The organism is Sphingomonas sp. Leaf17 (assembly GCF_001421505.1).
Lineage (GTDB): Bacteria > Pseudomonadota > Alphaproteobacteria > Sphingomonadales > Sphingomonadaceae > Sphingomonas.
On the sequence record NZ_LMKL01000004.1, the window covers coordinates 416210 to 441476 of the forward strand.

General features: G+C 66.7%; 33 protein-coding genes. 1 reads left to right on the top strand and 32 read right to left on the bottom strand.

The features are described 5' to 3' along the window. Positions 1-26: 26 nt before the first annotated feature. The 3 genes from ASE75_RS06135 to ASE75_RS06145 all read right to left on the bottom strand — a co-directional run bounded on the left by ASE75_RS06135 (position 27) and on the right by ASE75_RS06145 (position 4250). Positions 27-1622, bottom strand: a complete 1596-nt coding sequence (locus tag ASE75_RS06135) for a hypothetical protein (protein ID WP_055930493.1) — start codon at positions 1620-1622, stop codon at positions 27-29. Beyond that, positions 1619-2041, bottom strand: a complete 423-nt coding sequence (locus ASE75_RS06140) for a hypothetical protein (protein WP_055930496.1) — start codon at positions 2039-2041, stop codon at positions 1619-1621. The genes ASE75_RS06135 and ASE75_RS06140 overlap by 4 nt, the downstream gene beginning before the upstream one ends. A 64-nt stretch (positions 2042-2105) precedes the next feature. Further along, positions 2106-4250, bottom strand: coding sequence for a hypothetical protein (locus ASE75_RS06145; protein ID WP_055930499.1), 2145 nt, complete (start codon positions 4248-4250; stop codon positions 2106-2108). Between the two features lie 112 nt (positions 4251-4362). Here ASE75_RS06145 and ASE75_RS15855 point away from each other — a divergent pair, with 112 nt between their 5' ends. Continuing rightward, positions 4363-4695: a hypothetical protein gene (locus ASE75_RS15855; RefSeq protein WP_235512527.1), complete on the top strand. Its 333-nt coding sequence runs from the start codon at positions 4363-4365 to the stop codon at positions 4693-4695. A 20-nt stretch (positions 4696-4715) separates the two neighbouring features. Here the strand turns inward: ASE75_RS15855 and ASE75_RS06155 are convergent, their stop codons facing one another. The 29 genes from ASE75_RS06155 to ASE75_RS06290 all read right to left on the bottom strand — a co-directional run bounded on the left by ASE75_RS06155 (position 4716) and on the right by ASE75_RS06290 (position 25212). Further along, complete coding sequence (locus ASE75_RS06155; protein WP_055930501.1) at positions 4716-5153, bottom strand: DUF6950 family protein; 438 nt, start codon at positions 5151-5153, stop codon at positions 4716-4718. After that, positions 5150-5749 (bottom strand): hypothetical protein, encoded by a 600-nt coding sequence (locus ASE75_RS06160; RefSeq protein ID WP_055930503.1) that lies wholly within the window; start codon positions 5747-5749, stop codon positions 5150-5152. The genes ASE75_RS06155 and ASE75_RS06160 overlap by 4 nt, the downstream gene beginning before the upstream one ends. A gap of 9 nt (positions 5750-5758) precedes the next feature. Further along, positions 5759-6355, bottom strand: a complete 597-nt coding sequence (locus ASE75_RS06165) for a hypothetical protein (protein WP_055930508.1) — start codon at positions 6353-6355, stop codon at positions 5759-5761. Then, positions 6355-9153 (bottom strand): hypothetical protein, encoded by a 2799-nt coding sequence (locus ASE75_RS06170; RefSeq protein ID WP_055930511.1) that lies wholly within the window; start codon positions 9151-9153, stop codon positions 6355-6357. Before ASE75_RS06170 ends, ASE75_RS06165 begins: the two co-directional genes overlap by 1 nt. 9 nt (positions 9154-9162) lie before the next feature. Further along, the gene (locus ASE75_RS15730) at positions 9163-9303 is read right to left on the bottom strand and encodes a DUF7697 family protein (RefSeq protein ID WP_200922315.1); all 141 of its coding nucleotides are present in this window, start codon (positions 9301-9303) and stop codon (positions 9163-9165) included. Positions 9304-9335: 32 nt separating this feature from the next. Further along, positions 9336-9932 (bottom strand): hypothetical protein, encoded by a 597-nt coding sequence (locus ASE75_RS06175; RefSeq protein WP_055930514.1) that lies wholly within the window; start codon positions 9930-9932, stop codon positions 9336-9338. Continuing rightward, on the bottom strand, positions 9932-10876 hold the full coding sequence (locus ASE75_RS06180) for a phage tail tube protein (protein WP_055930517.1): 945 nt from the start codon (positions 10874-10876) through the stop codon (positions 9932-9934). Before ASE75_RS06180 ends, ASE75_RS06175 begins: the two co-directional genes overlap by 1 nt. 22 nt (positions 10877-10898) lie before the next feature. After that, entirely contained in the window at positions 10899-11342 is a 444-nt protein-coding gene (locus tag ASE75_RS06185) for a hypothetical protein (protein ID WP_200922316.1), read from the bottom strand. Continuing rightward, positions 11342-12004 (bottom strand): DUF6441 family protein, encoded by a 663-nt coding sequence (locus ASE75_RS06190; RefSeq protein ID WP_055930523.1) that lies wholly within the window; start codon positions 12002-12004, stop codon positions 11342-11344. Before ASE75_RS06190 ends, ASE75_RS06185 begins: the two co-directional genes overlap by 1 nt. Then, on the bottom strand, positions 12001-12351 hold the full coding sequence (locus ASE75_RS06195) for a head-tail joining protein (protein WP_055930526.1): 351 nt from the start codon (positions 12349-12351) through the stop codon (positions 12001-12003). The genes ASE75_RS06190 and ASE75_RS06195 overlap by 4 nt, the downstream gene beginning before the upstream one ends. Continuing rightward, the gene (locus tag ASE75_RS06200) at positions 12351-12659 is read right to left on the bottom strand and encodes a hypothetical protein (RefSeq protein WP_055930527.1); all 309 of its coding nucleotides are present in this window, start codon (positions 12657-12659) and stop codon (positions 12351-12353) included. The genes ASE75_RS06195 and ASE75_RS06200 overlap by 1 nt, the downstream gene beginning before the upstream one ends. 71 nt (positions 12660-12730) lie before the next feature. Beyond that, on the bottom strand, positions 12731-13069 hold the full coding sequence (locus tag ASE75_RS06205) for a DUF2190 family protein (RefSeq protein ID WP_055930530.1): 339 nt from the start codon (positions 13067-13069) through the stop codon (positions 12731-12733). Between the two features lie 6 nt (positions 13070-13075). Beyond that, positions 13076-13378, bottom strand: coding sequence for a hypothetical protein (locus ASE75_RS06210; protein WP_055930533.1), 303 nt, complete (start codon positions 13376-13378; stop codon positions 13076-13078). Between the two features lie 63 nt (positions 13379-13441). Further along, on the bottom strand, positions 13442-15643 hold the full coding sequence (locus ASE75_RS06215; protein ID WP_235512528.1) for a ClpP-like prohead protease/major capsid protein fusion protein: 2202 nt from the start codon (positions 15641-15643) through the stop codon (positions 13442-13444). After that, entirely contained in the window at positions 15643-17166 is a 1524-nt protein-coding gene (locus ASE75_RS06220) for a phage portal protein (protein WP_235512529.1), read from the bottom strand. Before ASE75_RS06220 ends, ASE75_RS06215 begins: the two co-directional genes overlap by 1 nt. Before the next feature lie 2 nt (positions 17167-17168). Next, positions 17169-17393, bottom strand: coding sequence for a hypothetical protein (locus tag ASE75_RS06225; RefSeq protein ID WP_055930539.1), 225 nt, complete (start codon positions 17391-17393; stop codon positions 17169-17171). A 1-nt stretch (position 17394) separates the two neighbouring features. After that, positions 17395-19275 carry a phage terminase large subunit family protein gene (locus tag ASE75_RS06230; protein WP_235512530.1) on the bottom strand — a complete coding sequence of 627 codons (1881 nt, stop codon included), beginning with the start codon at positions 19273-19275 and terminating at the stop codon, positions 17395-17397. 94 nt (positions 19276-19369) lie between these two features. Beyond that, on the bottom strand, positions 19370-19870 hold the full coding sequence (locus ASE75_RS06235; RefSeq protein ID WP_055930544.1) for a hypothetical protein: 501 nt from the start codon (positions 19868-19870) through the stop codon (positions 19370-19372). Between the two features lie 295 nt (positions 19871-20165). Continuing rightward, positions 20166-20738, bottom strand: coding sequence for a transcription termination/antitermination protein NusG (nusG, locus tag ASE75_RS06240; RefSeq protein WP_156340214.1), 573 nt, complete (start codon positions 20736-20738; stop codon positions 20166-20168). Between the two features lie 37 nt (positions 20739-20775). Next, the gene (locus ASE75_RS06245; protein ID WP_156340217.1) at positions 20776-21363 is read right to left on the bottom strand and encodes a hypothetical protein; all 588 of its coding nucleotides are present in this window, start codon (positions 21361-21363) and stop codon (positions 20776-20778) included. Beyond that, positions 21338-22069 (bottom strand): hypothetical protein, encoded by a 732-nt coding sequence (locus ASE75_RS06250; protein WP_055930553.1) that lies wholly within the window; start codon positions 22067-22069, stop codon positions 21338-21340. The genes ASE75_RS06245 and ASE75_RS06250 overlap by 26 nt, the downstream gene beginning before the upstream one ends. Continuing rightward, positions 22066-22458, bottom strand: coding sequence for a RusA family crossover junction endodeoxyribonuclease (locus tag ASE75_RS06255; RefSeq protein ID WP_055930556.1), 393 nt, complete (start codon positions 22456-22458; stop codon positions 22066-22068). Before ASE75_RS06255 ends, ASE75_RS06250 begins: the two co-directional genes overlap by 4 nt. Position 22459: 1 nt before the next feature. Continuing rightward, complete coding sequence (locus ASE75_RS06260) at positions 22460-22702, bottom strand: DUF2312 domain-containing protein (RefSeq protein ID WP_055931081.1); 243 nt, start codon at positions 22700-22702, stop codon at positions 22460-22462. 67 nt (positions 22703-22769) lie between these two features. Further along, positions 22770-23417: a hypothetical protein gene (locus ASE75_RS15385; protein WP_156340220.1), complete on the bottom strand. Its 648-nt coding sequence runs from the start codon at positions 23415-23417 to the stop codon at positions 22770-22772. Next, positions 23414-24010: a hypothetical protein gene (locus tag ASE75_RS06270; RefSeq protein ID WP_055930562.1), complete on the bottom strand. Its 597-nt coding sequence runs from the start codon at positions 24008-24010 to the stop codon at positions 23414-23416. The genes ASE75_RS15385 and ASE75_RS06270 overlap by 4 nt, the downstream gene beginning before the upstream one ends. Next, positions 24007-24276, bottom strand: a complete 270-nt coding sequence (locus ASE75_RS06275) for a hypothetical protein (protein ID WP_055930565.1) — start codon at positions 24274-24276, stop codon at positions 24007-24009. Before ASE75_RS06275 ends, ASE75_RS06270 begins: the two co-directional genes overlap by 4 nt. A gap of 41 nt (positions 24277-24317) precedes the next feature. Continuing rightward, the gene (locus tag ASE75_RS06280) at positions 24318-24797 is read right to left on the bottom strand and encodes a hypothetical protein (protein ID WP_156340223.1); all 480 of its coding nucleotides are present in this window, start codon (positions 24795-24797) and stop codon (positions 24318-24320) included. Further along, entirely contained in the window at positions 24797-25006 is a 210-nt protein-coding gene (locus ASE75_RS06285; RefSeq protein WP_055930571.1) for a hypothetical protein, read from the bottom strand. The genes ASE75_RS06280 and ASE75_RS06285 overlap by 1 nt, the downstream gene beginning before the upstream one ends. Next, entirely contained in the window at positions 25003-25212 is a 210-nt protein-coding gene (locus ASE75_RS06290; protein WP_055931085.1) for a hypothetical protein, read from the bottom strand. Before ASE75_RS06290 ends, ASE75_RS06285 begins: the two co-directional genes overlap by 4 nt. Positions 25213-25267 lie beyond the last annotated feature (55 nt).

Below are 25267 nucleotides of genomic sequence, written 5' to 3' on the forward strand. Positions count from 1 at the left end.
GTGTGAGGTGTGATGATGGGCGGGCACTACGCGGCGAGGCTCGTGATGTATGTGGACGAGCCGACGAGGCGGACGCCGCCATTGTAAAAGCCGCCCGCCGACTGGTCGATGCGGACGCGGTGCTCGAGCGGAGTGCCGACCATATTGATGTCGACACCACGATTCCGGAGGTCCGCGTCGCCCTCCTTGTCGCCGAACCACCCGAATTTCGTCTTTGGCGTGAGCATGATCGTGACGCCATTCACGACATTATCCATCGCCTGATACCGGCCGGGTGCCGGCGTCGACGCGCCAAAGCGGACCGCAGCCATCGCGCCCAGATTTAACCAGACCCCGTTATAGCCGACGCCGGAAATCGTGCCCCCGGTAGCGACATTGGCTCGTACCGACCGGACGTTGCCGTCGCCCATGGTCAGGCCGGTCAGGCCGGCATTTTCTATGATATTCCCATTCAGCGCATTCCCTTCCGCACCATGGACGAGCTTGATGCCGTGGTCCCAGGCGTTGCGGACGATGTTGTACGAAATGCTGCCGTACGAGCCGAAATTGTCGATCCCCTCGCTGACGGTGTCGATCAGGTTGCCGGAGACGATGGTGCCGCGTGTCTGGTCATTGCCGATATTGATGCCATCGGTCTGCATCGCGGTCGGCTTGCCGGGGGTGGGTGGGCCGTTGATTGGAAGGCTCGCGAAAAGCTCGCTCTTCATGATCCGCTCGATCGTATTGTCCATGATACGTACGCCGACGCTGTACACGCCCGGGTAGCGATTATTGTCCAGCTCGATTCCGGTCGACTGCACCCGGCCCAGCCAGTCCGAGCCGTCGAAGGCCTTCAGGGAATCGTCGTAGAAATCGTGGATGCGATTATCGCGGAGCTGGGTGTCGCCCTGCAGCGAGCCCGCGGTGATGCCAAAGCCATTTGGAATACCGGTGACCTCGCACCCGAGCATCCGGAAATCATGTACGCCGATCGCGCTGATACCGGCAAGGTAGCGGCCGCCGCCGCCGTCATAGGCTATGCCGACCCCCTCAAAGCGGACGTCGCGGCTGTCCAGCGCCGCCGACCCGTCGACGCGGATGAGAGCGGCGCGCGGATCATTTGTGATGGACCCGGATACCGAGGCCGGGCGGACATTGGTGAACCAGGCGGGGTGCATATGGAGATACGGCCGCGCGCCGCTGCCGTCCCACACCACCCCGCAATAGGACTTGCGGATCCACTGCAGCTGCCCGCCAAGCGAGATCCAGCTGCCTGGCCGGATGTACAGCATCGTGCCGCTGACGATCGCCGCATTGATGACCGCGGCATTGATGACCGCCTGCGACAGGCTGACCGACCCCTCGACGATGCCCGCCAGGTCATTGATGTAGACCCGCTGCGCCAGGCGCGTCAGCACCGCAGATACGGGCTGCCTTCCCGCCAGATCGCCGGCGATCGCGGCGCGCTGCGCGACTGACGCCTGACGCTCGGCATCCGCCAGCGCTGCAGCGGTGATCGCCGGCGCACGCAAATACTCGCTGAGAGCGGCCTGTGTCGGCGCCGTGATGTCACCGGCAATATACGACTGCTCGGCTGCGCTCAGGCCCCGGCCGCCGCGCGTCTCGGCAATAATCGTGCTCATCGGCCACTATCCCTTTCGATGATCCAGTCGATGTCCGGCACGGCGTACGGCGAGGCGCTGCCGGCGACGCTGCCCGGTCCGCGCGCCACGCTGAAGCGCCCGGCAAAGCGCCGCTGACGACCGACTGGCAGCACCTCGGCCAGCTCCCAGCGCAGGCCGATCCGTCCGGCACACTCGACGCTCAGCGTCGCCGGATGGGTCATGTCGGCATAGTCGCCGTCCGCATCCTGACCGATCGCGCTGGCGACACTGGAGACGGTCGTGCCGTCGGCCGCGTAGATGGTGAAAGCGTACACCTCGCCGACCAGCTCGCGCGTCGCGCCATCAGCCAGCTGGCGGCGATAGCGGACGCGGACCGGCTCACCGGCCACGACATACAGGTCGAGATTGCGGTCGATCACGCGCAGGCGTCCGCGCACGACGGGGTCGTGGTCGTCATCGGCAATGCTCCAGTCGGGAAGATGAAGGCGCGACCCGAAGGGGTCAGGGCTCGATCGTGATCGGATCGGTATCCACCGCGACGCCCGCGTCGTCGTAGGACCGGATGACGATGTCGAAATATTGCATCGACCCCGTCAGGGTGATCGTCGTGGCGATGTACCCACCCAGGCTGCCGCCATATCCGGTGCTGTCCTCGGTGCCATTCACGACGATCCGCGAGACATTGAAGCGCGGCGACCGGGGTGTGCGCCAGGAGACGTCGACCGTGCGCGTGCCATTGCGCAGGGTGGCGACGAATTCGGTCGCGGTCATCGCCGCCACACCGCCATCGCCGCCGCCGTCGCCCGGTACGGTGAAATCGCCAGCGGTGACCGGGCCAAGGATCCGCCGATTGCCGATGACCCCGCGAACGCGGTACCGCACGCTCACCTCATACTGCGTGCCCGGCGTCACCCCCGTGAATTCGCGCTTGGTGACCGTCGGGGCCTCGACCCCGCCGCCGATCCAGCCATCCTCCATGCCTGCACCCGCGATGTACGGCCGAAGATCGAAGATCGCGGCATCGGCCGTGCCCAGCACGACTTGCCCCGTCACCACCACGGCCGGGATGGATACCCCATTCGCGGTCAGCGTGGCCCCGATCGCCGTCCAGTCACCCACCGCCGGCGCGGCGACGCTGGGGTCGTACCCCGATACCGACGCAGTCGGCGGCGGCGTGGTCGTCTGGCCCAGCGCGAAGGCGTGCTTGCCGTCCGTCTCCGACCGTACCTCGAAGGTCACCGTGCCCGTCGCCGGCTCGATCTTGCGCTTCAGGATCAGCACCTTCAGCGGCTCCAGGTCGCCCCGGTCGATCGTGATGCAGTCGCCACCCTTGAAATTGATCCAGCGCGGGAACAGCGGGAAGGTCCCCGGCCCCAGCTCGCGGGTATTCTCGATGTCGTACCGCGCCAGCGTCGCCCCCTGATCGACATCCTGCACCAGCCCGTACTCGATCTCGCGCGACCGCTCGTCGCCGTCCTCGGCGACATGCTCAGGCACCCGGATCGGCGCGAGTGGGACTATCGCCCAGCCATGCGCCTCTGACCGGATCCGCGGAGTGACGGTATTCAGGCGATTGCGCACCGGCTGCATCGCCGCCAGCGTGCTGTCGCCGCAGATATCCGCCTCGGTCACCGTGGCCAGCGACACGCGCGGCGTATTGACCAGACAGCCGATCCGCGCCCCGACCTTCAGCGGCTCGCCGGCGCCCGCCTGCAGCATCAGCTTCAGCACATTCCACTTGGTGTCCGGCCGGCTGTAGACGACGCCGCCGATCGTCCAGCCATTCGCGTCGGCGACATTCGCGCCCTCGACGAAATCGCTGACGATGATCGACTCGATCGGCGACCCAAGGCCCATCACGCGCTTGCCGTTCTGGTGACGGCCGATCACCCAGGCCAGCGCGTGGAGGTAGGGATTCTCGCCCGATGGATGCGCGGAATCTGCGCCGTCATACACCCATGTCGACTCGTCATCCCACCGGCACGGACCCGACCCGCCCGGATAGGTCGAATCCATGCGCGGATCATAGACCAGCACCCCGCGCGCGACCCACATCGGCGCAGGCACGCCATTCTGGAAGAAGCGCTGCTTGGCGTCGTAGCGCAGCCGCCACATCACCGCCGCGAGGCCCGACAGCCTGTGTGCCGCCGTCCATCCGGTCGGCGCGCTGGACGATCCCGCCTGCACCGTCAGCGCCGCCGGCTCGGGGCATAGCCCGCGCTGGCTGCGCTGGAACATCTTGTCTTTATACTCTCCGATCGCATTGCCGGCGGCGTCGAAGCTGATCGCCACCTTGTCGCTGGTGAAGCTCTCGATGCCAGCGATCGGCCCGGCCCCCGACAGGATCGTCACCATGTCATTCAGGTCATTCGGCGTATTCACCGACCAGCCGTCGCTCGCCTGGCGCAGGATGATATTGCCCGCGGTACCGGTGCGGCCGACCAGATACGGCACGCCGGCCTGTGGATCCGCGCTGAATTCGATCTGCGACCCGCCGCCGGTGGCTGTGGGTTTCTTTGCGGTCAGGGATGCTGCCACCGACAGGCCGCCAGCGATCGCGCTGATCGTACCGGCTGAAACCCCGATGGCAGACGTAACGGCGGCGGCGCCGATTGCAGCGCCCACGCCGGTGGCGGCAAGCGCCACGGCGCCTACAATAAGAGCTGCTGTCCCAAGGGCTTTGCTCATTTGCGACTTGCCCTTCTGATTTGCGCTCGGCCATGCTCACCGCCCGCGTCACGCGGGACAGGGAGGCAATATGCAAAGGTGGATTATTGGTCTGGCCGCGCTCGCGCTGGCCGGCTGCGCATCGACACAGAAGGTGCTCGATGGGCCAATTACGGAGACATTCCACTCGACGAAATCGGCCGACGAGATGTCGTTCTGTCTGGCGGATAGGAATAATACAGTACCGCTGCCGCGAGACGATGGCTCGCGCACGATCCTGATCAAGAACGGGTACGGCGCGGTGTCGCTGGCCTTTTCGGTGTATCCCGAAGGCACCGGTAGCAGGGTCGAATACCGGAAAAAGTTCGGGACGATCGGCGGCGCTTGGAAACGGTGCGTCGGACTGAAGCCTGAAAAGAGCTGACCAAGTGAGGGTGCCAGCCGCTATTTCGGTGGCACCCTCCAAGCCGAGACGACGTCGACGGGATGCACGACGACCGCGCCCTCCGCATGCTGGTGATACGCCAGCGCCCGCCCATTGCCGAGCACCACCGCGATCGCGCCGTCCAGCGGCCCCTCGCTCGCCAGCAGCAGGATATCCGCGGGGAGTGCCGCCGCCGGGGCAATCCGAGCCAGACCCAGACCATCGAGCGCATCGGCCAGCGAGGCGTAGCCCGCGCGCTTCAGCGCCCGTACCGCGCCGATCGGCGTCGAATAGCTGCCCGCGCGGCCCAGCTGCGGCCGGTGGCCCATCTGGCGCAGCGCGAATGCGCCCATGCGCACGCAGTCATTCTTCCCGAGCTTCAGCGGCACATCGCCAAAGCGCGCGAGCGTCGCCTGTGCCGCATCGCGGCGGCGGACCATCGGCGGGACCTTGGTCATTTCGTCACCACCGATCCCAGATTATTCGTGCCCCACGGCACCGTCGCCGTCACGCCGGTGACGAAGGCGAGGCCCTGCTCCCCCGGCCACACGTCCTGATGGTGGCTGTCCGACAGGCGAATGGCTTCCTCCAGGTCGAAGAAGCGCTCGAAATCCGACACGATGTCGTAGTCCACCGACCGGCTGCGGCTGCCCCATTTGATCGTCGCGACGTCGAGCTTGCCGTCGAAGAGCAGGATCGGGTCGGGCACGACGATCCCGGTCGTCGCCTGCACGACGCCCAGCCAGCACCGCACCCGTGATCCCTGCATCGCCGAGGCGGCAAGCGACGCCACCGCGATGTCATTCGCCGGATTGAGCGTCAGGCTGATCGCCGGCGCATCGTCGCCGGTGCCGTCCGATATCGTGTCGATCGACGCGATCGTGCCGAATCGCGGGTCCCGCCCGGTGAAGGCATTCCACGGCGCGGCGGCGAAAGCGCCCGGGCCGTCGATCAGCCGCAGGGCATAGCCCGGGAAGAGGATCTCGACCGCGCCGAACATCCGGACGGTCCGGGCCGCCATCGCGGCCTGCATGGCGGGGGAGGCTTCAGCCATGACGGTCCCTCACTCGATCTCGGTAATGGTCAGGGTCAGCCCGACCGTATGCGCGCGCTCGTCGGTCCAGCCCTTGTCATTGCCCGACAGGCTGCCCTCGATCATCGGCACGGCGACCTCGCATACGGCATCGGCCGCCGGCGACCGGCGCACCGGCGGCCAGACCGGCAGCGCCATCGCGCCCGACCCATCGGCGGCCGTCTCGGCGGTCGCCGCGTACAGGTAGCGCTGACCGCCGATGATGATCGACACCGCCTGCGATTCCCGCATCACATAGCCGGCCGCGAAGCCGGTCAGCGCCAGCACCTGCCCCGCCTGGCCGCCGCCGGCGATGCGCGGCGCGCCCGGATTGCCGATCACCAGCCCCGGCTGCGACACCGGATACAGCACCGTATCGCTGATCCCGCGCAGCAGCGCGCCGATCCACGCTCGCCGGTCCTCGACCCAGCGCAAGCGCCCGGTCATGATGTCCAGTGCGAAGCGACTGCCCAGCCGCTCCAGCCGCTGTGCCGCGCCCGGCCCGGTCGGCGACTGCCACGCGCCGAAATCCATGGGCCGCAGCGTCGCCGATTTCGGCTGACGCAGGGTGGGGAGGGCGGTCGGCATCAGACGATCGCCCGCGACTGGCCGCGCGCGATCTCGCGCTGCGCCATCGCGCTGCCGCCCGCCGCACCGCGCGTCGCCGCGACATCCGCCATCGGCCCCGCGACCTCCTGCACCCGCACGTCGAAATAGGGCGACGGCGTCACGGTGACCTCCAGACGCCTCCCGCCATTGTCATTGCCGGCGGCCAGCATCCGCCGCGTATCCGCCGCCGGCGTCACTCGCGACCCGCGCGGCATCGACACCACCTCCGGCCCAAGCTCGCCGACCAGCGACAGTCCGCCGCCCCAATATTCGGTGCCGGTCGCATTCGCCCCGACCTTCGGAGCGCCGCCGAATAGCCCGCCGATCTTGCCGATCGCGCTCGTCAGGGTCGGCAGTGCGCTGTCGCCATTGATGAGATTGCGCAGGGGATTGAGCAGCGCGAGCTTGATGAATTCGGATTTCAGGCTGCCGATGATGGTCTGGCCGGCATTCCCCCATGACGTCCAGGTGTCCGGCGACAGGACCGTCTCGGCGAAGTCGATCCCGTACCCGCGCAGCTCGTCCAGCGCGACGCCAGCCGCGCGGAGCTTTGCCTCGGCGACGTCCGCGCCATTGTCATTGCTGGCTTTCAGGTCGCGATCGTAGCGGCCGATATCACCACGCATCGGATCACCGGTGCCGAATAGCGTGCGGAATTGCTCGACGCGCGCTGCCGCGATGCGCTCCTGATCCTGCGCGATCGCGGTCAGGCGATAGCCGCTGGCCTGCTCGATGGTCAGTGCGCCGCTCTTCACCAGCCGGTCGATTTTCGCCAGCGTCGCGGCATAGTCCTCGGCGGCCGCGCGAGCCGGATCGAAGGTGCGCACGACCTCGCTCAGATCCTGCGCCAGCTCCCGCTGCGCCTCGGCGGCTTTCCGGATCTGCTCGGACTGATCCTTGCGCTCCTGCGTCGCCGCGAGCGCCGCCTCGCCAGTCTTTTTCCAGGCGATGTGATAGTGGCTGCCCTCGTCGAGCTGCTCGACGACCTTCACACCAGCCTGCCGGAAGGCCGTGACGAGCTTAGCCAGCGTGACGCCTCGCGCCTTGGCGACGTCGACGGCCTGGTCGAGCTCGTGATTGCTGGTACCCGGCCTTGCCGCCAGCGGCGCCCATGGGCCACCGTTTTTATAGGCCATATATTTGGCGTAGAGCTTTTCCTGCTCGGCCCGGGTGCGGTGGTCGGAATTGACGTGTCCGCCTACGCCTTCGACGATGTCACGCGCATCGGCGAGGGAAATATTCCGCCCCGCCTGGCTGACGCGGGGGGCAGCCTTTTCGCGCGCGGCCGCTCGGTCTTGTTCGGCTTTGATGGCCGCCTGACGATTTCGCTCGATCTGCGTCAGCTGCCTCGTGAGCGCCGAATTCACCTCACCTTCGGCACGTGCTTTGGCATGGGCGGCACTGACCTGATCGTCATAGATTTTCTTGATTCGCGCCATCGGATCGACAGCCCGCGCCGCGGCCTCACCCGCCAGCGCGATCCGCGTCTCCTGTACGCGCGCCTCGGCCTGCGCGATCAGATCCCCCTGCGCGGCGATTTTAGCCGCCAGCGCGTCGACTTCATTCTGCCGGCTCGCGATACCCAGCGCGGCGATGTCGCCACGCTCACCCGGCGCGCGCGCCGACTGTATCTGCACGCCCAGCGCCGCCCGCGCGTCCTCGTAGCGCGCCTGTGTCGCACGCCGGATCGCGATCTCTTCCTGGAGCTTCATCTTGGCCGCGATATTCGACTGCTCGGCCGCTGATTTTTCCGCTGCGATCGACTGACGAGTGGCCTCCGTGCTGTCGCGGATCGCCTGTGCGACGCCTTCCTCGGTGGCCATGTAAAGCAGCTTGGCCTGCCGATTATTCTCGGTCGCCTCGGCATCCGCCTTCATCTTGTCGACCATGTCGCCCAGCGCATCGCTGCTCTCGAAGAGCTTGCCGATGAAGGGGCCAAGCAGCGAGATGGCGACGAGCAGGGCCGCCCCCCACGGGCCGGTCATGAAGGCTGCGACCTTCCCCATCTTGCCGCCCATTTCACCGGCTTTTTCGGCTACCCCGACGGCCTGCTCACCCAGTCCGGCGACATCGACACCCGCTTCCTCCGATGCGGCACCCGCCTGCTCGACGCCGGCGGATGCACTGGCCCCGCCCGCCGCGATCATGCCGAGCGCCTGGAATAGCTGGCCCGATTGCTGCGCGAAGATCTGCATCGGCGGCGCGCCCGATGAAAATTGCGTCGCGATGTCCGACAGCTGGTAATTCAGCTGCTGGTAGCCCGCCTTGGCGAGGCCGGAGGCCTTGGCCTGTCCCTCCAGCTCGCGCGTCGATCCCGCCATGCTCTGCTGCAGCTGCCAATGCCGCTTGGAATAATCGTCCAGCGAAATGACATTGTGGCTCAGCAGCGTGCGCGCCTCGGCGATCTCGCGGTCGAATCGCTGCTGCGCCAGGAATACCGGGTCAATCGCCGCACGCAGGGCATCGGCGCGCTTCTCCATCTGGGCATAGGCCTGCTCGAAGACCTGCGCCGATGATGCCGCATCTTTCCCGACCGTATCACGGACACCCGCGCCGGCATCGAGCTTGGCCGGATTAAGGCCCGGCATCAGCAGGTCGAGCTTCGACCGCGCCGCCTTCTCCCGGACGATCGCCGCATCCCGATCGGCAGCGGCCTGCTGCTCCTGGCGCTGGAGCCGCTTGACCGATGCGACGCCGGCATCCGCGATCTCATTCAGGTCTGCCTTGACCTTTTCCTTGCCCGTGGTGCCCAGGCGGATCGATGCTGGATTTGCCATGCGGTCCTCCTATTCGGCAGCTTCGGCGAGGCGATTGACGATCACGGCTTCGACGGCCGGCAGCACATCGGCCAGCAGGGCCATATCGACGCTGGCCGCTTGGCCCATTGCCATCACGGCGGTGAAATCCAGCGCGAAGGGCTGGCCCATACCGCCCACGCGCAGCTGCCGGTCACACCCGGTCAGCAGGGTCCAGACGTCTTCTTCTTGATCGCTTTCGGCTTGGTGCAGCCGGTACGGGCATTCGACGCATCGGTCGCCGTCGCCGGCGCTGCAGGAGAGCCGGCAATAGTCGGATCCTCCATCGCCTTCGTCGAAATGCCATTTGGCGAGGGCGACGATTCTTTTCCCGGCGCGGCGCGCTCCCGCTCCCGCATGACATAGGGGATCACATACGCCGCATCGAAGGCCTCGAAGACCAGAGCATCGGACAGCACCGTCAGCAAATTTTCCGGCGTGAAGTCCAGCGTATCGTAGACCGCATCGCCCTCGTCATCGAGGATCGTGGCACCATGCTGGTCGACCGCGGCCAGTGCGACGTCCTGCCAGTCGAGCGCGCCCGCCACGATCAGCGCGCGGCTGAGCGCGTCGCCCAGCTCCTCCATCTGATCGGCCGGCGATGCCTGCTCGCCGCCATCCGCTCCCTCGACCCCCAGCGCCTCCAGTGCGGCACGGCGCGCGCGGCGCAGCATGGTCCGCGTGATCGGCGCGAATAGGACACGCGCGCCCATCACCGGCGTCCAGGCCGGCTCGGCCTGCTCTCGCTGTGCGACGAGCATCAGTAGGAGGCCACATCATTGGTCAGCCGCGCGATCATCAGAGGCTGCCCGGTGGTGGTCGCACCGATGCCGGCGAATGTCGCCTGGATACCGGCCGGACCCGTGATCGGCTTTTTCGGACGTGGCAGGAATAGCCGAGGGATTTCGATCTCCAGCGTGCGTGCGCCGACCGACCATGACAGCTGTACCGCGACCGGGTCCTTGCTGACGGCCCGCGTGTAAAGCGTGATATCCGTGAATTTCGTGACGAGTGACAGCGTGGCCGATGGCATGCCGGGGTCGACATCATTGATCTCGCTGTCCGAGCGGATCGTCTCATCCTTTTCCAGGCCATTCGAGAATCCGAGCTGCGCCGAGACGACCTCGCCGATCACGGCTCCATCGATTTTCACTGACCCGCTGGCCATCGCGAAGCGCTGGATGCTGCCGTATTCTACAAGCGCGCCTGCATTGGTGGTCGTCGACGGCACCGTCTCGCCCTTGGCGATCAGACCGAGTGTCGCGCTGGCCAAGCCGCTGCGCTGCATCTGGATCTGGAGCGTATTGGCGCGGGCACCGTAGCTGGTCGAGAATGCCGGACGATCGGGATGCTGGATCTCGATCGATGCCGACGGCAGCGCCGCCATACCCGAGGTGAAGACGTGGACATATCCTGCCTGCTCGGTGCCGGTGGTCACAGGTGCGCCGAGCAGCAGCCGGAGCCACTGCCCGAAAAAGCGCGTGTCCAGCGGCACGACCACGTCACCGTCATTCACGACGACGTCATAGGTCGGATCGTAGGGCGCACGACCACGTCCCAGCAGGTCGCTCTCGATCAGTCCCTGCTCCGCGCCAAGATTGCTGGACACGAAGGGCATCCGGCGATTGCCGGTGGTGGGCGGGGTGCCATAGGCCGTCTCGAATCCGAGGGCCATACCGGCATTCTGGCCGCGTGCGCGTCCCATGAGCGTACTCCTGTAAGGGGTGTCAGGTGAGGGGATTGGGCGTCGAATAGGACGCCATGATCATCAGGTCGGCACCGCGCGGCGGCTTGCCCGCGGCTTCAATGGCGATGTCGTCGGTGCCGGCGGCAGACGTGTCGAGCCAGTCGCACAAGCCGCCGAGCGTCCGGTCGGTGGCTACCGCCTGCCCGATCGCGACGAGCATGACGTCCAGCGCCTCCTCGCTGGTCAGGCCGTGCGACCGCGCCGTCGACACCTCGATCGGGATCCTGTGCTCATAATGATAGGCCATCGGGCTGAAGGTGTATTCCGGCTCGCCCGGATCGCCACTGCGGACGACGACCATGCCGGCGGGCGGGATGATCGCCGGCGCGGCATCCTCACCGTCAAGACCCATGACCCGCGCACCGGGCAGCGCGATCTGGATCAGCTGCTTGACCCGCCACAGGACGGTAAGGCGCTTGGACATCATGTCATCATCCGCCGATTAAAATCTTCGAGGAAGCTGGCTTCCCAGCGTCCGGCCGGCCCGCGCAGGTCGAGAATGCGGGGCATGGTGACCGTCTTGCGCAGCACATACATCAGCACTGGCTCCGCCTTGCGGCCCTGCCGCAGCCGACCCTTCGTCACGCGGCGCAAGGACCGTGCATTGCGCGCGGCGACGACGTCCATGAAGGCCAGCACCGTCCCGGCCCGGCCCTTTCGGACGGTCAGGTCCGCATTAAAATGATTCTCCAGCTCCTCGGGCGACATCCGGCCGCCCTTGATGCGCTTGCCGCGGGTGGAGGTCCGACCGCGCGAGGTCGGCACATTCTTGGTCGGGATCCACAGGTATTTCGCGCCATTGACGGGCCGGATCGTCGCGCCTTCCACGAAGCTCGTGATGATCTCCGGTGCATTCGACCAGATATAGCCGCTCGGATTCATGCTCTCGCGCTGCTCGGGATAGACCCGGTCGCGCCACGTATTGGCGAGGCGCTTGCTCAGCCCATTCGATACGATCTGCTCGCGCAGCTCGGCCACCGTCGGGCGGGTCGTCGCCCGCATCGCGCCGGTCGCCGCTTTGGCGACATCCCCCTCCAGGTCGATCATCAGGCCCGCAAAGTCGGGCATCTCGATGTCGACCTTCACGGCTCGCGCAGCTCCACGCCACACGTCCAGCCGATGCGCTCCAGATCGAGGACAGGGTCGCCGAAAATCTCGAAGACCTCACCGCCCACGACCTGCCCATCGACGATCCGCCCCTCGATCGCGATAAAGTCGCCGGAGGCGGGCGCATTGACCTCCGATCGTCGGATCTCGATCAGCGTCGCCGCATTGTCCAGCACCCGACTGTCGCCGAAGCCCGTCGTCCGGTCGGGCGCGCTCCGGATGACGCGGATCGCGATTGGTGATCCTTCAGCCGGCTGGAATATCGCCGGCGACGACCCCGGTGCCCAGAAAAGAGCATCGAGCGCCGCCTGATAGGGATCCCCCATCAGCCTGCGCGGTGGGCACGGATCGCGGCGATGATGTCCGCCTTCAGCGTGGCGCCGGAAATGTCGATCTGCTCGACTTCTGCCAGCTCGGACAGCTGAGCGATTGTCAGCAGGTCCAGTCCGTCACCATCGACGGGCGGCTCGACATCGTCGGCATGCTCGCCATCGGCATCGAGCGGCGGATCCTTCAGCACGCCGCCCTGCACGAGCCGCGCAGCCTCCCGATTGCTGATCGTCAGCGGCCCTTCATGTGGGTGCCGGACCTCGCCATTGACGATGGTCGGGCCGAAAATGGTCACGGTCTTCATGGGCTCACTCCATAAAATGGGGCGACGACACGCGCCGCCCCGAGGCTGCACCGGGGGGAGTGGCCGGTGGGTCAGGCCGCGATCTGGCCGGTCACCATGACGCGGCCAATGACGGCGGCCGAGGCGGCGGCCTGCGTCGCCGCGCCGATCAGCGCATTCGTGCCGACCGTGGTGGTGACCGCGAAGGTGGTATTGTCCCAGTACAGCTTCTGGCCGGGCGTCCACGCCTGGCCGGCGGTCTTGGTCAGGTCCCACACGCCAATGCGGCGTGCTTCGACCGGCTTCCCGATCGCGGCGGCGGCCAGCGCGACGGCGAAGATGCCGCCGACCATGAAGCCGTCGCCGCTGGCAAGCGCACGGGGCGCGATGAGGGTGAGCGTCTCACCCGGCTGGACGAAATTGCGAGCCATGCGGATTTACTCCTTCGGGGCCGTGCCCTTGCGGGCGGGCTTGGATTCGGGGGCAGGCACAGGCGCGGCCTGCGACAGATGCGGATTGTCGAGCGGCGGCGTGGAGATGTCGCCGGCGGCGGCCGAGATCGTCTCCTCGGTCGCATCGGACAGCTGCGCCTTGGTGAAGCCGTCGGTGACGTCCTCGGCGAGCTTCTCGACATCGACCAGGCGCTTGGCCTCGCTGTCGTCGACGGGGATCGCACCCTCGTGCGGATGACGCAGGACGCCGCCGACATAGGCGGCACCCAGCAGAGCGATGTATTTCATGGATTTTCTCCGAAAGTGCGGGAGGGTGGCGGGCCGCCACCCTCCCGTCAGGGGCCGCACCGCTTAGGCGGCGACGCCCGGCTGCTTGTACGCCGACCGGTAATTCACCGCGCCGGTACCGTAGTCGTGGCGGACCTTCCATTCGACGCCATCCACGCGCCAGCCGTCCTGGCTGTCGGTGAAAGGCTCCGTGACGCCATTCAGGAAGACCACCTCCAGCGCCGGCGCGGTATTCGGATCGGCAAAGCCGTAATAGGCCGGACCGGTCAGCCGCTGCGTGGAGATGATGTCGCTCAGCAGGCCCTTCACGATATTGGGCTTCTGGAGCTTATTGACCGCATCGGGGTCGTACTCGCTGCCATTGATCGTGATCGCGGCACCGCGCAGGCTGCGCGGGACGAGCAGGCGATCGAGGCCGATCTCCAGATACTCATTCCCACTGATGTCACGCTGCGCGCCCATCGCCGCATCCATGTCATCGAAAGCCTTGACCGAGGGGACCGCGCCGGCCGCCGCGATATTCCCGTGCGCCGGATCGAACAGCGGCAGGCCGTCATTCATCATCGGATTGGAATTCAGCAGCGCATAGACATCGACCTCGATCGTCAGCTTGGCGGCGCGGCCCAGATCGACGGCAAGCCCGCTGAAGACGTCCATGTCGTCATTGACGATCGCCTGCCGCGACAGATTGATCATATTGCCGACGGTCTTGGCGACGATCATCTCCTTGGCGAGGTCGGGGATCGGCTTATTCTTGAATTCCCCGGCCTCATTCACCTGATCGAGCGCCCCGAAGCTGCCGCGCAGGTACCGGGTGTGCGGACGGAAATCGGTGACGGTGCCGATACCGCAGAAGCGGGTCCAGGTATCCGGCGTGGTCGCATAGGCGGCCTGCAGGATGCGGTGGATCGCATTCTCGAAAAGCACCGGGAAATCGCTGGTCGTCTGCGTGATGACTGCGCCCTGCGCGGTCATCGCCTGTCGCACGATCATGTCGGGATCGCGCATCGACCGGGTATTCGTGCCGCCGTTCTCCAGCGATTCACGCGCCAGATCGACATTGCGCATACCGCGGAATTCGCCCGGATCGATCTTGACCGGGCTGCCCTTCAGCGCGGCGGCCTTCTCGACGAGATTGGCGACGCCCGCCTTGACGAGCAGCCAATTGGTCGCGCCTTCCCGAAATTTCTCGCGCGCATCGACCGTGACACGCGCCGGGCTGGTATGCCCGACATTGGCCGCGTCGCCGCCCTCGGCGAGCTTGTCGAGGATCTTCTCGCGCGCGGCTGCCAACGTCGATCCATCGGCGACCAGCCCGTCGATGAATTCGGCCGGCATGCGGTGCTTGGTACCGAGCGCGCGAATGCCTGTGGTGCGCTGGCGCTCGGTCGAGACTGCGGCCTGCACGTCCGCCGTCGTCAGCGCGATGGTCGGGGTGTCGGTGATGACCGGGGCGGGGGCGGCTGTTGCGGCCGCCAGCGCGAGGGCGAGGGCACCAGTCGCCGGTACCAGATCCGGCGTGTGCAGCGCGATCGCCGATTTCACGATCTTGTCGATTTCCTTCTGCGTGCCGCCGCTGGCCTGGAAGGTGGAGATCGCGGCGGTCAGCGCCACGGCAGTCGTATAGAGGTCCATGATTTTCTCCTGTGGACGCTGGGGTGCGGTAGCGACCGCGCGTGGCTTGCCGATCATCGCCATTGCGGAGATGCGCGGTGTCTCCGGCACCTTGCGGAAGCCGAATGCGGTGACGTCACACGCTGCCGCATTCGACGCGGCGGTGACGGACGTGACGAATTTCTGGGCGAGCGCTTCTTCCGACGTCAGCCAGGTCTCGGCATCGAGCATCGGCACCAGCTGCTCGGGCGTAAGGCCGGTCTGCCCGGAATAGATGCGGACGAGCTGGTCGCGGATGACGTCGAGCTTGTCGGCCGCTGCGCGCAGCTCGCGCGCGTCGCCGATCGCCACGTCCCAGGGATTATGGATCATCATCAGCGCATTGTCGGCCATGATGATCTCGTCGCCGGCCATGGCGATCACCGACGCCATCGAAGCGGCCAGGCCGTCGATATGCACCGTGACCTTGCGGCCGGCGACCTTCGCGCTGGCCAGCGCATTGAAGATCGCCAGCCCCTCCATGACGTAGCCGCCCGGCGAATTGATGCGGACGACGAGGTCATCGTCGCTCCCGGCGATCAGGCCGAAGATGGTCTTGGCATCGAGGCCGTCCCATTCGTCGCCGATGATGCCGTAGAGGAGAATATCCATTATGCAGGCTCCGTCGATTTGGCTGGGGCGGCCTCGGCGGGATTACCCACCGCGGTGACGCGGCGCGGGTCGCAGTCGAAGACCAAGCCAAGCTCATCCAGCTTCTTGAAGTCCGCGACGGCCTCGGCCAGAAAGGTGTCGGGATCCTCGCCACGCTCGCGCGCCCATTGCGAGATGGTCTTGCCACCAGCGCGGATCGCATCGCGCGAGGCTTTCACCTCGTCTGCCGGATTGATCATTTCCCGGCCCGGCGGGGTCCAGCGGACGGTGACGCCGTCGACATTCTCGCCGATCATCTCCAGCGCATCGATCATCCAGGCGCTGACCGCGCCGCAGAATTGCGGGATGAAGAGCAGCCACTGCCACGTCGACAGCGACCGCTGATATTCCAGCCAGCCCATGCGGCCGGACGAGAAATTGACGCCCGACAGATCGCCGGTCAGTGCCTCGTATGGCACGCTGAGACCGGCCGCGATCGCGCGAAGCGAGACCTTGGTATAGTCGGCATAGCCTTCGACGCCGGGCGGTGACGAAAAAGTCACTTCCTCGCCCGGCCGCGCATATTGGAAAGTACCCGGCTCGATATAGTCCAGCGGCTCGCGGTCGTCGGCCAGCACGCCGTCCTCGGTCTGGATGCCGGGGATCGCGGCGCCGTCATCCTCGCCGGTGACGACGCCGACGAAGGCGGATGCGAGCTTCTGTCGCGTGAGCTGCGCATCCTCGAAGTCCGCGAAGTCCTTCATCCGCAGCACGATCGGCGCGAGCCACGTCGCGCCATGCTCCATTTCGGGCCGGTCGGCGCGGAAGACATGCGCCACATCCGCCGCCGGGACGAAGGTCGATCCCAGCGAGGTGGCGCGCGCGCTGCCGGGATGCCCGCTGTATAGCCAATACCCCTCTCGCGCGCCGATCGGACTGAATTGGACGCCGTACAGCATGTAGCCGCCGGTCACGCCCGGCGTGGTCGCCAGCGGACCGTGCTTCGACGGGTCGAGATAGTCCGGCTCTAGGATCTGCAGCTGCACCGGCAGCGGCAGGCCATCCGACCCCCGCCGCCAGCGCCGCCGCATCACCACGGCACCGCTCTCGACGATCGCCCGCGCCGCCTGCAGCTGCAGGCCGTACAGGTCGTGACGACCGCCGCTATCGCAAGCCGTCGTATCGAAATGCGCGCGGGCCTTCGCGTTCAGCGCCGGGTCGATCCTGCCGTCGCGGTACACCTGGAAGGTGATGCCCGTGCCGACCATATTATTGGCGATCGTCGCGACCCCGCGCGCGGCGAAGGGATTATTGCGGACTAGGTCACGCGCGATCCCGCGCAGCGCCGCCGCCACCGCTGGTGACAGCTCGCCATTCGCATCGCGCTGCGTCCGTCGCCAGCCAGCAGCACGCCGGCCTAAGGTCGCACCGTCGTACTCCGCGCGCGGGCCACCGCGCGCGATCCGCTGCCGTGCCGGCGCGACCGGGCGCGGGGACGCCGCTGGTCGGCGCAGCAGCCGGTCCAGGAAGGTGCGATCGGCCACGCCTACAGGCCGCTGCGGTAATAGGGGACGCGGTGCCGCACGACACCGCCTAGCGCGCGAGCCTGCATGCGAAGCTGCGCGTCGACGACCTTGATCGCCGCCGCCACCGCGTCGACCGTCTGGAAAGTCGTCTCGCGCCCATCGGCGAAGCGTACCTTTTGCGCCCCGGTCGCCACCGCCACCAGCGTGGCGTGCAGCTTGTCGATGTCTGACTGCTGATATGCCATGCTACCTCCGTCGGCTTGCGGTGAAAGGATTCTGCTTCTTCGGCCGGACGGTCGCCGGGCGCTTGGTCGCCGGCGTCTCGCTCGCCTGCGCGGTCGGTGCGGCGCGATCGGCGGTGGTGGACTTGGCTGGGGCGCTGACTGCAGGGGCCGGGACCGAATAGTCGCCGCGCGCCTTCAGCCAGTCAGTCTCGCGCCAGCGGTCGACACCGAGTGAAAAGGCGATTGCGCGGGCGTAGACCGCATTATCCAGCGCCTCATTGCGATCGCGGACCTTGTGCCATTCGCGGCGGAAGCCGCCGTTGCGCAGGCGGATGATGCGCAGCTCTTCGGCGACGAGCTGCTTGATCCACTCGTCCGAGGTGCCGTCGGGCAGGAAGACATAGCCGTCCGGATACTCCTCGCCGTCGACCGGCCGCTCTTTCTCCAGGTCGCCGAAAAGCTCCAGCTTCGCCATCGACGTGCCGACATTCCACAGCCGCACGCCCTTTTTCAGCTTGCGCCCATTGACGGTGACGTCCTGCCAGCTCGGCGCGCCGATCAGCTGATTGGTCGCGATCGCGTGCCGGCCCTTCACTGCCATCGCGAAGCCCGGATGCCTGCGCGCCCAGGCATAGACCGGCATGGTATTCTCACCGTCGCCGGAATCGATCGCGACGCGGGCCAGCGTCATCGTCCGCCCGTCCTCGGTCACCCAGCTGCGCGCCACTTGCTGATCCAGCGCCTTCCACACGCCCTTGTCGGATATCGACCCGTGCACCTCGATCCGCTCGACGAATTCGCGATGCCGTCCGGGTCCGAAGGCCCAGATGTCCATGTCGATGCGACCACCACCGCCGCGCTGGACGTCGGCCGCGCCGATCAGCAGGCAGGCGCGCGCCGACGGAGTACCCAGCCGCATGGACTTTTCCCGCCGGTCGTACAGTCGCTGCCACTCCGGCGCTTCGCCCCGCTCCGCCCATGCTTCGCCCAAGACCTGATTGACCCAGGTGCGCAGCAGATTGGGATCGTGCCGGACCTCGAGAAATTCACGGGCGATTTCCAGCCAGGCCGCGCCCGGATGCTGGCTGTACGCCGCCCAGATATGAAAGCTGCGATGGCGGGGATACGCGATTGGATTATGCGCCCGCCATTCGCCATGCTCGTCCATTGCGGGCTTGTCGGCTTCGTCGATATCGCACCCGGCCTCGCAGCGGTACCAGGCGCGGGTCGGATTCTCCCTCGGCTCCCATCGGATGCCGGCTCCGGTGCCGTCACCGAAGACCAGCGTCTGCATCTGCCCGCAGTGCGGGCAGGGTACGTACCGATATTCCTGGCTGCCCTGCTCGAAGAGCGCGTCGATCCGACTGAGGCCCTTCACCTTCGGCGTCGAACCGGCGGCACTGAAGCGGCGCGGTGACGTCAGGTTGCGCTTGAAGGCCAGCCGGGCCGGATCGCCCTCTTCCTTGGTCGCCCAGGGATAGCCGTCGCACTCCTCGAGAAAGACGTCGTCCGCGGTGACGCGGCGGAATTCCTTCGGGCTATTGGCCCCTTTGATCTGGATCCAGCCACCCTTGTAGCGCTTCGCCCGGATCTGATTGTCGGCATGCCGTGGCTTGAAGATTGCGACGGACCGGACAATCGGCCATTGCAGCACTGGATCCAGATCGTCGCGACTGAATTTCTCGGCGTCGTCGATCGTCGGCTGGTAGATCAGCGTGCGGGCGGGGTCGTATTTGATCCGCCACGCGACGAAGCATTGCAGGATGGTCGAATAGCCAATGCGGCTGCTCTTCCTGACCGATAGCTGCGACGTCTCGGGATCGGTGAAGGCGTCGGCGATGTCCGCCTGGAAAGGAAATGGCCGGATCCGCGCGCCGTCATCCGACCGCGCATGCGCCGCCATGAAGGTCGACAGCGGCGGGCGTTCGCGGGGGCGGCAGGCGGCGAGCCAGCTTTGCGCCAGCGCGGCACCGTGTGCGCCCGGTGCGCGGTACGGCTCAATCGCCGCCGGCGTCCTCGGGCTCTCCTTCATCAAAGCCCCCGCCGCGCGCTTCCTCCACCCGGGCCATGCTCAGGTCGGTCAGGATGGTGTCGATCTCGGTGTCGATCCGGGCGCGCAGCTTGGTGTCCCCCTTGGCGACGCGCGCGCCGACCTGCTGGAGCTGTGCGACGATCATGACGATCACGCCGGCACCGGCGGCCATCATGTCGGGCAGCGAGGCCAGCTCGCGGCGGCGCTCCGCATTGTCCATCGCCTTGGCGTCGGCCTGCTCTTTGGCCAGTCGCGCCTGCTGCTGCTCTTTATCCAGCGCCTCGGGGTCGGCATCGTCGTCGATGCCGTACTTCATCTGCGCCCACGCCTCGACATTCTCGAGCAGCGTCGATCCGTCCGCTGGCAGGTCGCCCTTCGATCGAAGCTCGCCGATCCAGCGGCTGGACCATCCGAATAGCGCCGCAAGCTGCGGCCGGGTCGGCTCATCAAGGTCGATCTGCGCCACTTCCCTGCTCCATCCGCCAAAAGCCGCAGAAATCCGCCGTTTTCACGGACAGGGAGGAAGAACTATGGCGAATCTCGCGCCTAGAAAGATTACGAGCCTTTGCCCCCCGTACTATCGTTGGGGCCGGGAAGGACCCAAAGGGGGCCTACTGCGACGCGGTCGCAGAGAGGCGGGCGACATGCGAGGCGGGGCCGGTCGGGATGACTGTCGGGCAGGTCTCAGACATCGGCAGAAGCAGGTGCTTCGCCAGATATGGGATGAGGGTGGCTAAGCCATCGCGCTCATCGCGGTCCGCTCATGCGGCAATAGGTGTTTCCTGTACCGCTTCTGTTCCCAATAGCCAAGCCCCAATTTTTAGGGTGACACGATCGAAGGCGACCAAGATGTATTTGCCATCACCATCCGCCACGACCTCGCCGATAAGCCCGGTTGCTGCACCCTCTGTCACCCGCACCGACTGACCAATCGCAAAGGTGCGCCGCTGGCCCATCACCGCCGCTCGCTTACATCGATCCTCGATCCGCCGCGCGCCCGCCACCTCGGCCTCGCTGACCAGCGGCACGCGACCGAGATGGCGAAAGATTGAGAAGCCCGGATGTGCCGTGAACGGCAGGCTGGCGACCGCCGCCAGATCCGCCACATGGGCGGCCCGGGCGAATACGAAGGTTGGCATGATCGGAGCGGCATAGTCTACCCGCTCCCGCGATCGGCCCTTGCGGCGCGAGCGGGTCTCAGTCGGTGTCCAGACGTCGAACCCGGCGGCGGACAGTGATGCCGCCAGCGCCAGCGTCCGCGATGCACCGGTCCGCAGGATGCACCAGTCGTGCCCGCGCCGATCCGCCATCACCTGCTCCTGATCCTGTGCCATCACCACCCCCTGTATATAGAACGTATATAGAACGCCGTCATGCGGCCTGCTGAAGATCGTCGCTGAGCGCCGCGTCAATCTCATCCTGCGTGATGAAGCCGGCAGTCAGGCCCATGCGGCGTAGGTCGCTCGACATCGCTCTGATCTGCGCACCGGTGAGCGGCGCATCGGCAGCTGGTGCCGGCAGGGTAGGCGGCGGACGCAAGGCGCGCTCGACCTCGGTCTGCATGCGGCGCAGAAGTGTCAGCCGCTGATGCCGCTCGGCCTGCATCTCAGCGCTGATCTCGCGCACGGCCGTCTCGATTTCACCAATGAAGCGGAAAGGCCGATGGATGGCCCGCTTCGCTGCTGTCAGCGATATCATCGCGGGCAGGTCGCTCAGTGCCTCGACCAGCGCATCACGCCACAGCTGGGTCTGCGATTCCGATGCGGTCGGCAGCACCTTCACCGCCAGGCGGATCAGCCGCAGGTCGATGGCCTTGCTCCAGGCATCGCGCCCCACAGGATCGGCCGGCACGGGCCGCAGGTCGTGCATCGTCTTGGCAATTGCGGCGGCGATGCACGAGGTCGCGTCGCTGCCCAGCGTCTGCAGCACGTGTTCAGTCGTCGAGGTAAGCAGGCTCAACGCCCTCCATGCCAGGTCGGGGAGTCCAGCCGCTTGATCGGTCGTGGCGAGGTCTTGGGGCATGATCGGTGTCCGTGATCTTGGAGAGCCAGGTGTGCTCGAAAGAGGTCCAGCCTCGCTCGACGATGGTGTCGATGATCGCGCCGGGCGGCCAAAGGTCGGTCGCATACCTCGCCAGCTTGCCGGTCAGCAGGTCGTAAGCTCGTGGGGTCAGCGGGGAGCGCTTGGCGAGGCGGTGTGCCACGAACCCCGCCCACTGGTCGTCAGTCACGCCGGGCGGCGGCGGCATGTTGCGCTGCCATCGAGCCTTGACCGCGACCGGCTTGGGCCGCTGCGCTGCGATCTGCGCTCGGCAGGCCTCGACGATGACCGCCAGCACGATCCAGCCGATCTGCGGCCCTCGTGTGTGCGCGCGAATTGTATCCGGGTGGGGGAGCGGGGGTGGGGTTGTTTGAGGGGTCTGGGGAGAAAGAAGGGGAGGGGGAGAGGGGGAGGGCTCAAGCGTGACATGTCCCGTGACGGTGGCGTGACTGTCACGTGACGTGTCACGGTCGCGTGCGCGCTTACGGCGCTGACGCTCCGCCGCTGCCGCGCGTGTGGTGTCGACCTGCGCCTGCGCGCGCTCGATAGCCTCGACCGCCAAGGCTATCGCTTCGGCTGGAGCGCCGACGGCCGCCATATCGCGGATGAGCGCCGCCAAGCTCATGATACTGACGGACTGTCAGGAAGGGTGCTGGATTGCACGTCCGACACGCGCACGACCACCGAGCCGCCGGCGACCGGATTGCCGCGGCTCAGGGTGATGTCGAAGAGGGAATCGTCGACGCCGAGCGCAGTGCTCAGCGCGTCGAGGCCGGCCTTGATCGAGGCCAGCATATTGTCGATGTCGCGCCGCTGGCGATTGGGCGCGTGGAAGGTCAGCCCGATCAGCAGCGGCCGGCTGGTCGCCAGCGACCGCACCCCGGCCGCCGCGCAGGCCCAGCCGCAGTCACGCTTGTAGCGCTTCGCGAGCGTCGCGCGCTTGCCCCAATGCAGGCGCTTGGCCGCATTGGGGTTCAGCGCCGCCGGCGGCCAGGGCAGGGTGACCGTGATCACGTCAGATCATGCCAAGCGCGGTCATGTACGTCTCGAGGATGCTTTCCTCTTCCTGCCACGCCTCCTTGGGCTTCTTCCTGATCGCCATGATCTTCTTCATGGCCTTGGTGTCGTAGCCACGGCTTTTGCCTTCCGCGAACACGTCCTTGATGTCCTCCGCGATACCCTTCTTCTCTTCCTCCAGCCGCTCGGCGCGCTCGATCAGCAGCCGCAGTTCGTCCGCTGCGACGCTGCCGCCCCCCATGCCGTGCTGGCGATCGTCGCCGCTATTGTGTCCGGGGCCTGCATTGCTCGTGGTCATGGTCGTCCTTTCAGAATGCCGCGCTGGCGATGCCGCCGAGCGTGAAGGCGGGATCGGGGCGGCGGGTGTCGGGGGTGGCGACCAGCTGCGCGCCGGCAGCGACGCGGGCGAGCTTGTCCTCGAAGCTCATCGGCTGCGGCTGCGCCTTGCCGCGGCGGCGGTCGGCGACAATCCTGTCCTCGATCATCGCCCGCGCCTCTGCCGCGCTCAGTCGGATGGAGGCCGTCAGGTGGCGGTATTCGTCGATGTACTCGGGTGGGCACCAAGCCAATGTCGTCGCGGTCCGCTTCTTGCCAGCGGCGGCGCGCATCTCCGGCGTGTAGCGCGCGATCACATCCGGCCGCTGAAGCACGGTCTTGGCGATGTGACGCCCGCGCTCCCGGCGACGCTCCCGCTCCTCGTCGGACATGGTCGCGATGTGGTGGCTTAGCCTGGTGCGCAGGCTGGCCTGAACTTCAGGTCGCGCGACATAAGCGTCGACGCCTGCGCGATGGCGCTCGGCTTGGTCGGGGTGGGCATTCAGGGCCTTGGCTGAGCACGATCGACACCGGCCTTTCGATTGGCGGCTGATCGCGGCGGAGCAGTCCGCGCAGGTCCGCCTCGCGCCAGCGCCGGCCGCTTCGGAGGTCACAAAAGATGACTGATCTGCTTTGCTCATGCCGACTTCCAGTCGAGGAAAAAGAGCGCGGGAGGTCCACTATGGGCATGGTCCCAGACGAACCATGCGAAGGCGATCACGCCGTGACCTTCTGCTTCACCCGCAATCTTTCCGCGCCCCATCGGCACCCGGCGCGACATGACGTAGACGCGGGCAAGGGGCGTGCCGGGGAACCACGCGCCGCGCTCGACCCCTTCGAGAAACGCCAGCCGCAGGAACATCACGACCTTGCCGGTGGTGAGCATCAACGCCCGATCGATGAATTGCATCGCCCAGCGGAACGGCGGATTGGTCACGATATTGGGCGCACGCGGCGCCCACTCCATCAGGAAGTCGCGGTCCGGCTCGCCGAAGCCGCGATCGATCAGGTCGGTGCTGATGACCGAATAGCCGGCATCGGCAAGGACCGTCGACATTGCGCCATCACCACAGGCCGGCTCCCAGATCGCGCCGTCGAATCGCTCGACCGTCAGTAGCGCGCGTGTCGCCGCCGGCCATGTCGGGTAGAAGTCGTGCGTCTCGCGATTGACCGGGTCGTCGGTCTGCGCACGCGAGAACGCCTTGCCGGCGGCGACTGACGGGGCCTGCGTCACAGCCGCACCGTCGTCATGGTGAGGAAGATCCATACCGGGCCAAGGCCGATCGCAAGACCCTTGGTCCGGCCAGCCAGTATTTCGACACTGAGGCTCAGCGAGGTAGGTGACACAGCCACACCGATCGACAGGACGCGTGGCCCACGGATGACGTGGTGGAAGCACGCCTCGAAGCCGACCGGCGTGGCGACGTCGACCAGTACAGGCCGCAAAGTATCGCTCGCCGAAGCAGCCTTCGCCGCCCCGACGTCATTGATGACGTCCATACATCACTCCTCAGGCGGCACGGTGCCCGCCGGTTAGAAACTCAACCCGAAATCAAACTCAGTCGCCGACCGCGTGCACGCTCGCGCAGGGCGTCCAGCGCCACTGCCGCCGCGTCCAGCTCAGCCGTCATGCCCGCCAGTTCCAGGTCGTCGATGCGACCATCGGCCAGCGCGGCGGCGAGGCTGGCGACGGCCGACGCCACCGCCGGCAGGCAATCCCGCTCGGCCGTGATCGCCGCCGCGCCGTCGAGCGGGCGCAGGCTCATCCCGACCAGCGCCAGCGTGTCATTGGCGAAGCGGCCATCCCACTCCTTGCAGGCCAGCACGAAGCCCAGCGCGGACATGTCGCGGCCGCCGCGATACGCCGCGATCCGGTCCGCGCTCTTGCCGATCACCCGACCGAGGTCCGCGTCGATCAGCTCGTCCTCGGCCTTGATGCGCTCCAGGCTGCGGCCCATGCTGCCAAGGAGCATAGTCGCGGGCACGGTCCGATAGCGGGCGTGGATATGCGGCGCGGTCATCATATACCTCCGTCGTCATGAGCAGGGACATCATCCGCATCCACCGCCAGCTGGCCGAACAGCCGGGCACGAAACGCGCGTCGATCAGCGATCGCGACAGCAAGCCGGTCATTCGCACCGGCCAAGGCATGTGCGACGAAGCGGGCAGCGATGACGCCGGCGCGGCGGTCGATCTCGGCCTCCTGCTCGGGGGTGAAAACGGTTTTCACGCCGCCGCCTGCTCAGAGGCAGGCTGGTACGCCGCCATGAAATCACGGACTTTTTGCTCCGTAGCCGGCCAGACTCTTCGGCCCGCGCGCAGATCGCGTACGAAATGCGGATCACGCATGGCCCGCCGGCCAAAACTTACCGGCGACAGATCGTGATCGCCGAGGAAGGCGTCGATATCATCGAGCAGAGCAGGCGGCTTCTTCATAGGCCGAGTGGTAGTGTAGGACATGCCCTACCGTCAAGGCCAATATGTAGGGCAA